This is a genomic window from Pseudomonas entomophila L48 (assembly GCF_000026105.1).
GTDB classification, from domain to species: domain Bacteria; phylum Pseudomonadota; class Gammaproteobacteria; order Pseudomonadales; family Pseudomonadaceae; genus Aquipseudomonas; species Aquipseudomonas entomophila.
Genome location: NC_008027.1, coordinates 3,785,523 through 3,797,500 on the forward strand (window position 1 = coordinate 3,785,523; position 11,978 = coordinate 3,797,500).

The following is an 11,978-nucleotide window of genomic DNA, read 5'->3' on the forward strand; positions in this document are numbered from 1 at the left end:
TTCAGGCGAAGCGTTGCAGTTGCATCTCCCGTAGCCGGCTCAGGGTCCGTTGGTACGGGAACGCCAGATACCCTTGAGTGTAGAGCGCTTCGAGCGCAACCTCGGCCTCCAGGTACAAGGCCACCCGACGGTCGTAGCATTCATCGACCAAGGCGATGAAGCGGCGCACGCTGTCATCCTTGGGTGCCAGGGTGGGGAGCGTGCGGTCACCGGCCTCGACCCGCGCGGCGCCATCCTCGGTGCCACGGGCGATGCGCCCGGCCTGCTGGACGCCCCCCAGGGCCGGTATGCCGCTGACCAGAATCGCCGGAAAACGGTCGCACAAGGCCATGAAGTCCATGGCCGCCAGGGGTTGTTCGCAAAGGTCGGTGAAGCGGCACCAGATGGCCTGGGCGCTGCGCCGAACGACATGGATCTGTCGCGAGCCGAGCTGCAAGGGTTGGTCATGGCCCTCATCGTCCTGGCTCAACTGCTGGAACACCGCCTCCAACGCGCTTGGCTGCCCCGGCTCGCTGATCCAGTAGCGCTGGTGTCGCGCCCCTGGGTGCAAACGGTGGTCCTGTTCACCGGCTACCGCCAGTACACGCATGTGGCGCTCGATGGCCGCAATGGCCGGGAGAAAGCGCTCGCGATTGAAACCGTCACGATAAAGCTGGTCGGGAGGCTGGTTGGACGTAGCGACGATCACAACCCCTTGGTCGAACAGCACCTGGAACAGGCGGCCAAGGATGATCGCGTCGCCGATGTCACTGACGAACAGTTCGTCGAAGCACAGTACCCGGATTTCACGGGCCAGCTCCCGGGCTAGCGCCTTGAGCGGGTCGCCGGTGCCGTTGAGCTGGAACAGACGTTGGTGGACCCAGGCCATGAAGTGATGGAAATGCTGACGCCGGGCAGGTATCTCCAGGCAACGGTGGAACAGGTCCATAAGCCAGGTCTTGCCACGGCCGACCGGGCCCCAAAGATACAGGCCTTGGGGTGATTTGCCTTTAAGCAAGGCGTCGAAACAAGCCTGCAACGCGGTAACGGCAGCAGCCTGGGCGGGATCGGGAAAGTAGCCTCGCTCGCCGAGGGCCTGCTGGTAGAGAGATTCGGGGGTCATGCCGGGCCGCCGGAAGAGAAAGCACTATGGTACGACAGCGGCGGCCTCTTCGCGGGTAAACCCGCTCCCACAGATACCACGGATGCCGCCCCCTGTAGGAGCCGGCTTTGCCGGCGAAGAGGCCGGCTCAGTCAGCCAGGCTTGTCAGCCCTCCTTCAACCCCACCTTCAACAATGCCCCATCCTTGGCATCGGTCAGCACATACAGGTACCCGTCCGGCCCCACCCGCACATCACGGATTCGCGCTTTCAAGTCCCCCAGCAAGCGCTCTTCATGCACCACCTTGTCGCCCTCGAGCTGCAGCCGGATCAGCTCCTGGGTCGCCAGCGCCCCGATGAACAGGTTGTGGTCCCAGACCTTGAACGTCGGGCTATCGTAAAACGCCATGCCGCTGATGCCCGGCGACTTCTCCCACACATGGTGCGGGTCGACCATACCGTCGACATGCTTGCCCTTGGCCTCGGGAATGGGCAGCAACGAGTAGTTGATGCCATGGGTCGCGATCGGCCAGCCATAGTTCTTGCCCGGCGCCGGAATGTTGATCTCGTCGCCACCGCGCGGGCCATGCTCGTGGGTCCACAGCTTGCCGGTCCAGGGGTTGAGCGCCGCGCCCTGCTGGTTGCGGTGGCCGAACGACCAGATTTCCGGGCGCACGTTGTCGCGGCCGACGAAGGGGTTGTCCTTGGGGATCTCGCCGTCGGGCAGCAGGCGCACGATCTTGCCCTGCAACTTGTCCAGGTCCTGCGCCGTGGGCCGCTGGTTGTTCTCGCCCAAGGCGATGAACAGGTAGCCGTCACGGTCGAACACCAGGCGCGAACCGAAATGGTTGCCCTCGGACAGCTTGGGCTGCTGGCGGAAGATCACCGTGAAATGCTCGATCCGCGCCAGGTCCTGCGAAAGCTGGCCACGGCCAACCGCCGTACCGGCCTTACCGTCGCTACCTGCCTCGGCGAACGACAAGTACACCGTGCGATCCTTGGCGAAGTCTGGCGACAGGACGACATCGAGCAGCCCACCCTGCCCCTCGGCCCAGACCTTGGGCACGCCGGAGAGCGGTGGCCCCACCTTGCCATTCGCGCTCACGACACGCAGATTGCCTGGCCGCTCGGTGACCAGCATACCCTTGCCATCCGGCAAGAAGGCCAGCGCCCAAGGGTTGCGCAGGCCGTCGGCCAGTGTACTGACGGTCAGCAAGCCCTCTTCACTGGGAAACTGCTGCTCGGGCGCGGCATGGGCCAGCAAGGGGAACAGGCTGGCGGCGGCCAGGGTGGTCAACCAGCTACGTGGCGTCATGTTCGATTCCTTCGAAAGGGCTCAGGGCACGCGTTGCGAGTCGCGTGGTGGCCGGGTGGGTTCCAGGTTCGGGGGCTGTTGCTGGCGACGCAGGTTTTCGCCGTTGCCGATGCTGCGATTGTCGAGAGTCGGCGGACGTGGGATCGGCTGGGTGGAGGCGCCGGGCACGGGAGGCGTGGCGGGCACGCTGCCCTGCCGGCTATTGGGGTTGGCGCGCATGATCGGGCTGTTGTAGGGGTTGTTGCTGTCGTTGGCGGCCAGCACCGCCGGCGGCAAGGCCAGCAGCAGGCCGAGGGCCAGGGTCGTGAATGTGGGATTCATGCTTCACCTCCGCTACGAAAAGGCGCGCCTCAGCGTTGGATAGCCTAAGACGCGCAGGGTTCGATGCAACCGTCGAGGTAATTCTCGATGTTTCAACCCTCTCCCCCGTAGGCGCCGGCTTGCCGGCGAACCGCTGTTAAACCGCCTCCTCCTTGTCCACCTTGTGCCGCGCCGCATAAAGACAAAGCATCTCCATCGCCAGCGTCGCCCCCGCCAGTGCGGTGATGTCGGCATGGTCATAGGCCGGCGCCACCTCCACCAGGTCCATCCCCACCAGGTTGATCCCACGCAACCCGCCCAGGATCTCCAGTGCCTGCAACGTGCTCAGTCCCCCGCAGACCGGCGTGCCGGTACCGGGCGCATAGGCCGGGTCCAGGCAGTCGATATCGAACGTCAGGTACACCGGCCGCTCGCCGACCCGCTGGCGGATCGCCGCGACGATCGCCTCGGTGCCCTGGCGATGCACCTGCCGCGCATCGAGGATGGCGAAGCCCTGGCTGTCATCGTTGGTGGTGCGCAGGCCGATCTGCACCGAGTGCGCCGGGTCCACCAGGCCTTCGCGGGCGGCATGCCAGAACATGGTGCCATGGTCGATGCGCTTGCCCTCCTCGTCCGGCCAGGTATCACTGTGCGCGTCGAAGTGGATCAACGCCAGCGGGCCATGCCGCCGGGCATGGGCCTTGAGCAACGGGTAGCTGATGAAGTGGTCGCCACCAAGGGTGAGCATGGCGCAGCCGGCATCGAGGATACGCTCGGCATGGGCCTGGATGCTGTCGGGTACCGACTCTGGGGTGCCATTGTCGAAGGCGCAGTCGCCGTAGTCGATTACCGCCAGGTGGTCGAACGGGTCGAACGCCCACGGCCAGTGCCGGGCCCAGGCCTGCTGCACCGACGCCGTGCGGATCGCCCGCGGCCCGAAGCGCGCCCCTGGCCGGTTGCTGGTGGCGGTGTCGAATGGCACGCCGCTGACCACTACATCGACGCCGCGCAGGTCACGGCTGTAGCGGCGCCTGGAGAAGCTGGTGATACCGGCGTAAGTACTCTCGGCAGACGTGCCGTAGAGGCTGTCACGGGTGATGGCCTGGTCGTTGTCCTGGGCGAGATCCACGGTTTGTCTCCTGTTGTGATTATCTACTGACGGCTGCGGAAGGTGGTCCACAGGCGGTTGCGTTGGCGCAGGTCGGACAGCGCCATGCTGCGATCGGCGAACAGCCGCTGGCGCACCTCGGCGGGAGGATAGATGTCCGGGTCGTTGCGGATCGCCGCGTCCACCAGCGGCGTGGCGGCCTGGTTGGCATTGGCGAAGAACAGCGTGTTGGTCAGCGCGGCCACCGAGTCAGGGCGCAACATGAAGGTGATGAAGGCGCGTGCGGCCTCTGGGTGAGGTGCATCCTTGGGGATCACCAGGTTGTCCTGCCACACCAAGGTGCCTTCGCGGGGGATGCGATAGACCAGTTCGAAAGGCTTGCCGGCCCGGCGCGCCTGGTCGGCCGCCATGGCCGCGTCGCCGTTGTAGGTCAACGCCAGGCACACGCTACCATTGGCCAGGTCGTTGATCTGACGGCCATTGGCCACGTAGCTGATCGACGGTTGCAGCTGCTGCAACAAGGCTTGGGCGGCATTCAGGTCGGCCTTGTCCTGGCTGTAAGGGTCCTTGCCGAGATAGTTGAGGGTCAGCCCGATCACCTCCTGGGGCGAATCGGGCATGGCGATTCCACAGTCCTTCAGGCGGCTGGCATATTCGGGCTTGAACAGCAGGTCGAGGCTGTCCAGCGGCACATCGCCCAGGCGCTGGCGCACCGCCTCGACATTCACTCCCAGGCCCAGGGTCCCCCAGGTGTAGGGCACGGCGTGGAGGTTGCCTGGGTCGGCCTCGGCCAGCTTGACCAGCAGGTCCTTGTCGAGGTTGGCATAGCCGGGCATCGCCTGGGCGTCGAGCGGTTGCAAGGCGCCGGCCTTGAGCGCCCTGGCCAGCACGGTGGCCGAAGGCACCACCACGTCATAACCACTGCGGCCGGTGAGCAGCTTGGTTTCCAGCACTTCAGTGGTATCGAAGGTGTCGTAGCGCACCTTGTATCCGGTCTCTTTCTCGAAACGCTCCAAGGTCTGCGGGGCCACGTAATCGGCCCAGCTGTACAGGTTGACGACCTTCTCCTCGGCCTGAAGCGGCAGGGCGAGGAGCAATGGGAACAAGCACAGCATTCGACGCATGGCGGACACCTCGGCAAAAGGGTGGATGCCGTCAGCATGCCTGCCGGGTTACATTGCAAAAATGGCAACTTTGCGAAGCTGACATTCACCAGGAGCAATGTGATGCTCGGACAATTGCACGACCCGGACCTGCACCTGCTGCGGCTGTTCGTCACTGTAGTCGAGGCCGGCGGGTTCAGTGCCGCCCAGGGCGTGCTGGGGCTGAGCCAGCCCAGCATCAGCCAGCAGATGGCGCGGCTGGAAACGCGCCTGGGCTATCGCCTGTGCAGCCGAGGCAAAGGCGGCTTCCGCCTGACCGAGAAAGGCGAGCTGCTGCTGCAGGCGACCCAGGGCCTGTTGCTGCAGATCGAACAGTTCCGCCAGCAAGCCAATGGCGTGGCCGGCCGATTGCTGGGCACGGTACGCATCGGCCTGGCCGAGAACCAGGACAAGCGCATCACCCTGCGCATCGCCCAGGCCGTTGCCCGTTTTCGCCAGCGCGAAGAATCTGTGCAGCTGGAACTGACCAGCGCCCCGCCTGCCGAACTGGAGCGCCTGCTGCTGGAACAACGCCTGGACTGCGCGATCAGCTACTTTTCGGGCGCGCAGGCCGCATTCGACTATGTGCCGCTGTTCGACGAACAGCAACGGCTCTACTGCGGCAAAGCGCATCCGTTGTTCGACGCAAGAGACATCACCCGGGACCAGCTACTGGGCGTCGACCAGGTGCGCCATCCCTATCGCTTTCTCAAGCAGGGCGAGCCCTTCCAAAGCCGGCACAGCATGGCAGTGGCCGAACAGATCGACAGTGCGCTGACGTTCATCCTTTCGGGCCAGCATATCGGTTACCTGCCATGCCACTGCGCCGCCCCCTGGGAAGCACAGGGATTGCTCAGGGCGCTGGATCCGCGGCTGGACTTCGTGGTGCCGTTTACCTTGGCCCGGCATCGTGGGCAAATGCCGGGGGAGGCCCAGCAGGCTTTCGTCGAGGATCTGCTGGCGGTGTTCGAATGAGGGACACCCTTTCAACCCCGCCGTGCATTTGCCACACTGCCGACTTGCCCGTGAACCTAGGCCGTGAAAACCATGCTTGTGCGCTGCTGCCTGATCCTGCTGTTGACCCTTGGCCTGAATGCCTGCGCCCTGTTTCAGGGCCGTGACCCGCTTAACATCAGCGTGGTCGGCATCGACCCCTTGCCCGGCCAGGACATGGAGTTGCGCATGGCGGTGAAGATCCGCGTGCAGAACCCCAACGAAACACCGGTCGACTTCAACGGCGTAGCCCTGACCCTCGAGGTCAACGATCAACCCCTGGCCGCCGGCGTGAGCGATCAGCGTGGGCATATCGGCCGCTATGACGAAGCGATGATCGTGGTGCCGGTCAGCATCACCGCCTTCGCTTTCCTGCGCCAGGCCTATGGCCTGAGCCGCGTGGATTCGCTGCAGGGCTTGCCCTATGTGCTGCGTGGCAAGCTGGCCGGCGGCCCGCTGGGCACGGTGCGCTTCACCGACCAGGGCAGGCTCGACCTGCCCAAGGCAGCAGGCGCAGGCTGGTGATCGTCAGCCGATGAAACGCACACCCGGACGTGGGCGTTCATCCACGCTGAGCTCGAATACATCCGGCCGCGCATAGTGGCCAACCACATCGAAGTCGTAACGGGCACGCACCAGCTCGTCGGTATCGACTTCGGCACAGACGAGCCCTCGCGCGCCCAGCAACGGCCCGGCCAGCACATCGCCCAGCGGGCCGACGATCAGACTGCCACCGTTTATAAGCGGCCGCTCGGCTGGCCAGTTGGCCACCTCCATGCCGAGCGCCGCGGGCGAATCCTGTACCTGGCAGGCACTGATCACGAAACAGCGCCCCTCCGCCGCGACATGGCGCATGCTCACCTGCCACAGTTCGCGCTCATCCACCGTCGGCGCGCACCACAGCTGTACACCCTTGGCGTACATCGCAGTGCGCAGCAAGGGCATGTAGTTCTCCCAGCACACCGCGGCACCAATGCGCCCGGCGCGGCCGTCGACCACCGGCAGCGTGGAACCGTCGCCCTTGCCCCAGATCAGGCGCTCGGTACCGGTCGGCATCAATTTGCGATGCTTGGCCACCAGCCCACCTTCTGGCTCGAAGAACAGCACCGTGCAGTACAGGGTATTGCCGCTGCGCTCGATCACCCCAAGCACCAGGCTCGCCCCCGTGCGCGCCGACAGCCCGGCCAAGGCAGCGGTCTCGCTACCAGGCACGTCGATCGCATTGGCGAAATAACGGGCGAAGGCTTCCCGACCCTCGGGCAAGCGGTAGCCCAGTTGGGTACCGAAGCCTTCCCCCTTGGGGTAGCCACCGAGCAGGGCTTCCGGCATTACCACCAGTCTGGCACCAGCCTCGCGGATTGCCTGCTCGTAGCCGAGGATCTGCTCCAGGGTGGCAGCTTTACCTTCGGGCAGCGAACCGACCTGCAGGGCAGCAACGATGGACTTGGGCATCTTGGAAACTCCTGTCAGGGGAAAGTCTGGAAGAGTCTCCGACGCCAGCTATCGGTGCAACAGTGGCGTGATGTTCGCCTGGCTCAGCGACTGGCGTTGGCGGCAGCCATCATCTTGTTGACTTCACTGCGCACCAGCTGCGTGAACTCGGGCGGCGACATGCCGTCCAGTTCGGCGCGCACCCAGTCAGCCCACTTGCTCTTGCGTCGCGGCTTTTCCGCGATCAGCCGCGCAGCCTCGCCCTTGGCCTTGCCAAGATTGCTCTGCCAGTACTCGAACAGACGCGCCTTTTCCGCCTCGATCTGTGCCCGTTCCTGGAAGCTCATGTTGGCCAGATTGAAACTCATGGGTAATACCTGCCGCTGGAAAATGGGCGTTATCTTACACGCTAGCGACCGGGCACGGGAAAGCCGCTGCAACTTTCCCGACGCCGTGGCATCCACTGTTCAACCCCACTCGCCACGAGGATATGTACATGGCCAGGAAAACCGCCGCATCAAACGACAGTGAACAGATCAAGGATCAGGTGTTCAGCGAGCTTCAGGCGTTGATCGAGGAATCGGAGAAACTGCTTACCGAGAGCGTTTCGCTGGTCGGTGAGGAAGCCGATACCCTTCGCGCCCAACTGGGCCTGAAGCTGCGCCAGGCGCGCGATGCCACTGGCAGGCTGGGGCAACGGGCCCAGCCGGTGGTCGACGCCACGCAGGAATACATTGGCGGGCACCCCTGGCAAACCGTGGCGGTCTCCGCAGGCTTCGGCCTGGTGGTCGGCCTGCTGCTGGGGCGTCGGCAGTAAACGCCGCTCAGGCGGCCAACGCCATTGGGATACCGCTGTGGAAGCGCAGCTCCTGGTCAGGTGACACGATCAGTTGCGCTTCCGCTTCACGTACTTGCTCGATGACACGCGCGATGTCCGCTTCTTCACCGTAGTGATGGGCCAACTTCAGGTAGCCCTGGTAGTGCCGAGCCTCGCTCTTGAGCAAGCCGTGGTAGAAGGTGCCGAGTTCTTCGTCCAGGTGCGGTACCAATGCGGCGAAGCGCTCGCAGCTGCGCGCCTCGATGAAGGCCCCCACCACCAGCGTATCCACCAGTTTGACCGGCTCATGCGCCCGTACCAGCCTGCGCAGGCCGGAGGCGTAGCGCCCTGCCGACACTGGCCGCAACGGCACGCCACGGCGCTTCATCAACCGTAGCACCTGTTCGTGGTGCACCAGTTCTTCGCGAGCCAGGCGCGACATCATGTTGATCAGGTCGAGGTGCGTGTTGTACTTGGCGATCAGGCTCAACGCCGTGCTGGCAGCCTTGAACTCACAGTTCTTGTGATCGATCAGCAAGGTTTCCTGGTCGGCCAGCGCCGCCTCGATCCAGGCGTCAGGGGTACGGCAGCCCAGGAAGGCGTCGATTTCAGGAATCAGGGACATAGCACTCACAATCACACAGGACACTGGCAGGACCGGCGATTATACCGGCGGCGACGTCGAGTGCCAGTGGCTATGCTTGATGCATGTCAACCGACGCCAGGAGGAGCGCCGTCTATAGTCAGGCATTGGCCGCCATTGAGAAGGGAGTTCACGCCCATGCAAGCCGTCCGCAGCATCCTCGTCGTCCTCGACCCCGAGCACGCCCACAGCCGCGCCCTGACCCGGGCAAAACTGATTGCAGGCGTGACCGGTGCCCGCCTGCATCTGCTCATGTGCGACAAGAAGCAGGACCACAGTGCCTTGCTCAGCCTGCTGAGTAGCCAGTTGCATGATGATGGTTACGACAATGTCACCCATGAGCAGCATTGGAAGGAAAGCCTGCACGAATCGATCATCCATGTGCAGCAGGCGGAAGGCTGTGAACTGGTGATCAAGGAGCATCGCCCGGACAATCCGCTGCGCAAGGCATTGCTGACGCCCAATGACTGGAAGCTGCTGCGCCAGTGCCCATGCGCGGTACTGATGGTCAAGAGCGAGCGGCCCTGGATGGGCGGCAAGATTCTTGCGGCCGTGGATGTGGGCAACCAGGACGAGGATCATCGCCGGTTGCACGCCAGTATCATCGACCATGGCTATGCCATTGCCAGCCTGGCCAAGGGAGAACTGCACGTCATCAGTGCCCACCCCTCCCCCATGCTGTCGGCGTCCGACCCGGTGTACCAGCTCACCGAGACCATCGAGCAGCGCTATCGCGAGGCTTGCAAGGCGTTCCAGGCGGAGTTCGATATCAGTGATGATCGCCTACATATCGCCGAAGGGCCTGCGGATGTGTTGATCCCTTATACCGAAAAGCAGTGTGATGCCGTGGTGACCATCATCGGTACCGTGGCGCGCACCGGGATTTCCGGGGCCCTGATTGGCAATACCGCAGAGGTCGTATTGGATTCGCTGGAGGGGGACGTGCTGGTGCTCAAAAGCGAAGAAGCGACGGCACACCTCGCGGAGTTGGCACGAGGCTGAGCCCTTGTAGGAGCCGGCTTGCCGGCGAAGGGCGCGACGCGGTGGCTGGCACCGGCGGTGCCGGTGTTCGCCGGCAAGCCGGCTCCTACGAGGGGTGTGTTTCTTGGGCGCAAAGACAAAACCCCTACCTGCATGCGCAGATAGGGGTTTTGCGAAATGAATCTTGACGATGACCTACTCTCACATGGGGAAACCCCACACTACCATCGGCGATGCATCGTTTCACTGCTGAGTTCGGGATGGGATCAGGTGGTTCCAATGCTCTATGGTCGTCAAGAAATTCTGTTGCCAGAAGATCCAGATGGATACTCCAGCGAATTCGGATATGTGATTTGTGATGTTGCGAACTTTCGGTTCTTTCGTCTTCACCACCACAATCTGCGTTCATGTGCAGATTGCTTGGGTGTTATATGGTCAAGCCTCACGGGCAATTAGTATTGGTTAGCTCAACGCCTCACAGCGCTTACACACCCAACCTATCAACGTCGTAGTCTTCGACGGCCCTTCAGGGAGCTCAAGGCTCCAGTGAGATCTCATCTTGAGGCAAGTTTCCCGCTTAGATGCTTTCAGCGGTTATCTCTTCCGAACATAGCTACCCGGCAATGCCACTGGCGTGACAACCGGAACACCAGAGGTTCGTCCACTCCGGTCCTCTCGTACTAGGAGCAGCCCCTCTCAAATCTCAAACGTCCACGGCAGATAGGGACCGAACTGTCTCACGACGTTCTAAACCCAGCTCGCGTACCACTTTAAATGGCGAACAGCCATACCCTTGGGACCGGCTTCAGCCCCAGGATGTGATGAGCCGACATCGAGGTGCCAAACACCGCCGTCGATATGAACTCTTGGGCGGTATCAGCCTGTTATCCCCGGAGTACCTTTTATCCGTTGAGCGATGGCCCTTCCATACAGAACCACCGGATCACTAAGACCTACTTTCGTACCTGCTCGACGTGTTTGTCTCGCAGTCAAGCGCGCTTTTGCCTTTATACTCTACGACCGATTTCCGACCGGTCTGAGCGCACCTTCGTACTCCTCCGTTACTCTTTGGGAGGAGACCGCCCCAGTCAAACTACCCACCATACACTGTCCTCGATCCGGATAACGGACCTGAGTTAGAACCTCAAGGTTGCCAGGGTGGTATTTCAAGGATGGCTCCATGAGAACTGGCGTCCCCACTTCAAAGCCTCCCACCTATCCTACACAAGCAAGCTCAAAGTCCAGTGCAAAGCTATAGTAAAGGTTCACGGGGTCTTTCCGTCTAGCCGCGGATACACTGCATCTTCACAGCGATTTCAATTTCACTGAGTCTCGGGTGGAGACAGCGCCGCCATCGTTACGCCATTCGTGCAGGTCGGAACTTACCCGACAAGGAATTTCGCTACCTTAGGACCGTTATAGTTACGGCCGCCGTTTACCGGGGCTTCGATCAAGAGCTTCGCTTGCGCTAACCCCATCAATTAACCTTCCGGCACCGGGCAGGCGTCACACCCTATACGTCCACTTTCGTGTTTGCAGAGTGCTGTGTTTTTAATAAACAGTCGCAGCGGCCTGGTATCTTCGACCGGCGTGGGCTTACGCAGCAAGTGCTTCACCCTCACCGGCGCACCTTCTCCCGAAGTTACGGTGCCATTTTGCCTAGTTCCTTCACCCGAGTTCTCTCAAGCGCCTTGGTATTCTCTACCTAACCACCTGTGTCGGTTTGGGGTACGGTTCCCAGTTATCTGAAGCTTAGGAGCTTTTCTTGGAAGCATGGCATCAACCACTTCGCGCTCTAAAGAGCACTCGTCATCAGCTCTCGGCCTTGAGATCCCGGATTTGCCTAAGATCTCAGCCTACCACCTTAAACTTGGACAACCAACGCCAAGCTGGCCTAGCCTTCTCCGTCCCTCCATCGCAATAACTGGAAGTACAGGAATATTAACCTGTTTTCCATCGACTACGCTTTTCAGCCTCGCCTTAGGGACCGACTAACCCTGCGTCGATTAACGTTGCGCAGGAAACCTTGGTCTTTCGGCGTGCGAGTTTTTCACTCGCATTGTCGTTACTCATGTCAGCATTCGCACTTCTGATACCTCCAGCAAGCTTCTCAACTCACCTTCACAGGCTTACAGAACGCTCCTCTACCGCATCACCAAAGGTGATAC

12 protein-coding genes and 2 rRNA genes (1 of these 14 only partly in view) are annotated in these 11,978 nt (G+C 62.2%); 4 read left to right on the top strand and 10 right to left on the bottom strand.

The window, feature by feature from the left end; translation table 11 throughout:
* Position 1: 1 nt before the first annotated feature.
* The 5 genes from zapE to PSEEN_RS16235 all read right to left on the bottom strand — a co-directional run bounded on the left by zapE (position 2) and on the right by PSEEN_RS16235 (position 4,927).
* Complete coding sequence (zapE, locus tag PSEEN_RS16215; RefSeq protein ID WP_011534634.1) at positions 2-1,102, bottom strand: cell division protein ZapE; 1,101 nt, start codon at positions 1,100-1,102, stop codon at positions 2-4.
* Positions 1,103-1,246: 144 nt separating this feature from the next.
* Positions 1,247-2,395, bottom strand: a complete 1,149-nt coding sequence (locus PSEEN_RS16220) for a PQQ-dependent sugar dehydrogenase (RefSeq protein ID WP_011534635.1) — start codon at positions 2,393-2,395, stop codon at positions 1,247-1,249.
* Between the two features lie 21 nt (positions 2,396-2,416).
* Positions 2,417-2,716 (bottom strand): hypothetical protein, encoded by a 300-nt coding sequence (locus tag PSEEN_RS16225; RefSeq protein WP_011534636.1) that lies wholly within the window; start codon positions 2,714-2,716, stop codon positions 2,417-2,419.
* Positions 2,717-2,852: 136 nt separating this feature from the next.
* Positions 2,853-3,824 (bottom strand): agmatinase, encoded by a 972-nt coding sequence (gene speB, locus PSEEN_RS16230; RefSeq protein WP_011534637.1) that lies wholly within the window; start codon positions 3,822-3,824, stop codon positions 2,853-2,855.
* Positions 3,825-3,847: 23 nt separating this feature from the next.
* Entirely contained in the window at positions 3,848-4,927 is a 1,080-nt protein-coding gene (locus tag PSEEN_RS16235) for an extracellular solute-binding protein (protein WP_011534638.1), read from the bottom strand.
* A gap of 102 nt (positions 4,928-5,029) precedes the next feature.
* Here PSEEN_RS16235 and PSEEN_RS16240 point away from each other — a divergent pair, with 102 nt between their 5' ends.
* A complete protein-coding gene (locus PSEEN_RS16240; RefSeq protein WP_011534639.1) occupies positions 5,030-5,920 on the top strand; it encodes a LysR family transcriptional regulator in 891 nt (296 codons plus the stop codon).
* Between the two features lie 72 nt (positions 5,921-5,992).
* Positions 5,993-6,463, top strand: coding sequence for an LEA/WHy family protein (locus PSEEN_RS16245; RefSeq protein ID WP_011534640.1), 471 nt, complete (start codon positions 5,993-5,995; stop codon positions 6,461-6,463).
* A 3-nt stretch (positions 6,464-6,466) separates the two neighbouring features.
* On the opposite strand, the gene PSEEN_RS16250 is transcribed toward PSEEN_RS16245, so the two are convergent.
* Complete coding sequence (locus PSEEN_RS16250) at positions 6,467-7,390, bottom strand: carbon-nitrogen hydrolase family protein (RefSeq protein WP_011534641.1); 924 nt, start codon at positions 7,388-7,390, stop codon at positions 6,467-6,469.
* An 83-nt stretch (positions 7,391-7,473) separates the two neighbouring features.
* Positions 7,474-7,737, bottom strand: coding sequence for a hypothetical protein (locus tag PSEEN_RS16255; protein WP_011534642.1), 264 nt, complete (start codon positions 7,735-7,737; stop codon positions 7,474-7,476).
* 128 nt (positions 7,738-7,865) lie between these two features.
* Between PSEEN_RS16255 and PSEEN_RS16260 the strand changes: the two genes are divergently transcribed.
* On the top strand, positions 7,866-8,186 hold the full coding sequence (locus PSEEN_RS16260; RefSeq protein WP_011534643.1) for an ElaB/YgaM/YqjD family protein: 321 nt from the start codon (positions 7,866-7,868) through the stop codon (positions 8,184-8,186).
* A 7-nt stretch (positions 8,187-8,193) separates the two neighbouring features.
* Here the strand turns inward: PSEEN_RS16260 and PSEEN_RS16265 are convergent, their stop codons facing one another.
* Complete coding sequence (locus tag PSEEN_RS16265; protein ID WP_011534644.1) at positions 8,194-8,811, bottom strand: MiaE family protein; 618 nt, start codon at positions 8,809-8,811, stop codon at positions 8,194-8,196.
* A gap of 156 nt (positions 8,812-8,967) precedes the next feature.
* On the opposite strand from PSEEN_RS16265, the gene PSEEN_RS16270 reads away from it, so the two are divergent.
* On the top strand, positions 8,968-9,831 hold the full coding sequence (locus PSEEN_RS16270; protein ID WP_044488240.1) for a universal stress protein: 864 nt from the start codon (positions 8,968-8,970) through the stop codon (positions 9,829-9,831).
* Between the two features lie 161 nt (positions 9,832-9,992).
* Here PSEEN_RS16270 and rrf read toward each other — a convergent pair.
* Both rrf and PSEEN_RS16280 read right to left on the bottom strand, forming a co-directional pair.
* Positions 9,993-10,108, bottom strand: a 5S ribosomal RNA gene (rrf, locus tag PSEEN_RS16275).
* Positions 10,109-10,241: 133 nt separating this feature from the next.
* Positions 10,242-11,978 (bottom strand): 23S ribosomal RNA (locus PSEEN_RS16280) (it continues 1,156 nt past the right edge of the window).

Coding starts and splice junctions, on each gene's coding strand:
- zapE (WP_011534634.1), bottom strand. CDS start 1,102: ATGACCCCCGAATCTCTCTACCAGCAGGCCCTCGGCGAGCGAGGCTAC.
- PSEEN_RS16220 (WP_011534635.1), bottom strand. CDS start 2,395: ATGACGCCACGTAGCTGGTTGACCACCCTGGCCGCCGCCAGCCTGTTC.
- PSEEN_RS16225 (WP_011534636.1), bottom strand. CDS start 2,716: ATGAATCCCACATTCACGACCCTGGCCCTCGGCCTGCTGCTGGCCTTG.
- PSEEN_RS16235 (WP_011534638.1), bottom strand. CDS start 4,927: ATGCGTCGAATGCTGTGCTTGTTCCCATTGCTCCTCGCCCTGCCGCTT.
- PSEEN_RS16240 (WP_011534639.1), top strand. CDS start 5,030: ATGCTCGGACAATTGCACGACCCGGACCTGCACCTGCTGCGGCTGTTC.
- PSEEN_RS16245 (WP_011534640.1), top strand. CDS start 5,993: ATGCTTGTGCGCTGCTGCCTGATCCTGCTGTTGACCCTTGGCCTGAAT.
- PSEEN_RS16250 (WP_011534641.1), bottom strand. CDS start 7,390: ATGCCCAAGTCCATCGTTGCTGCCCTGCAGGTCGGTTCGCTGCCCGAA.
- PSEEN_RS16255 (WP_011534642.1), bottom strand. CDS start 7,737: ATGAGTTTCAATCTGGCCAACATGAGCTTCCAGGAACGGGCACAGATC.
- PSEEN_RS16260 (WP_011534643.1), top strand. CDS start 7,866: ATGGCCAGGAAAACCGCCGCATCAAACGACAGTGAACAGATCAAGGAT.
- PSEEN_RS16265 (WP_011534644.1), bottom strand. CDS start 8,811: ATGTCCCTGATTCCTGAAATCGACGCCTTCCTGGGCTGCCGTACCCCT.
- PSEEN_RS16270 (WP_044488240.1), top strand. CDS start 8,968: ATGCAAGCCGTCCGCAGCATCCTCGTCGTCCTCGACCCCGAGCACGCC.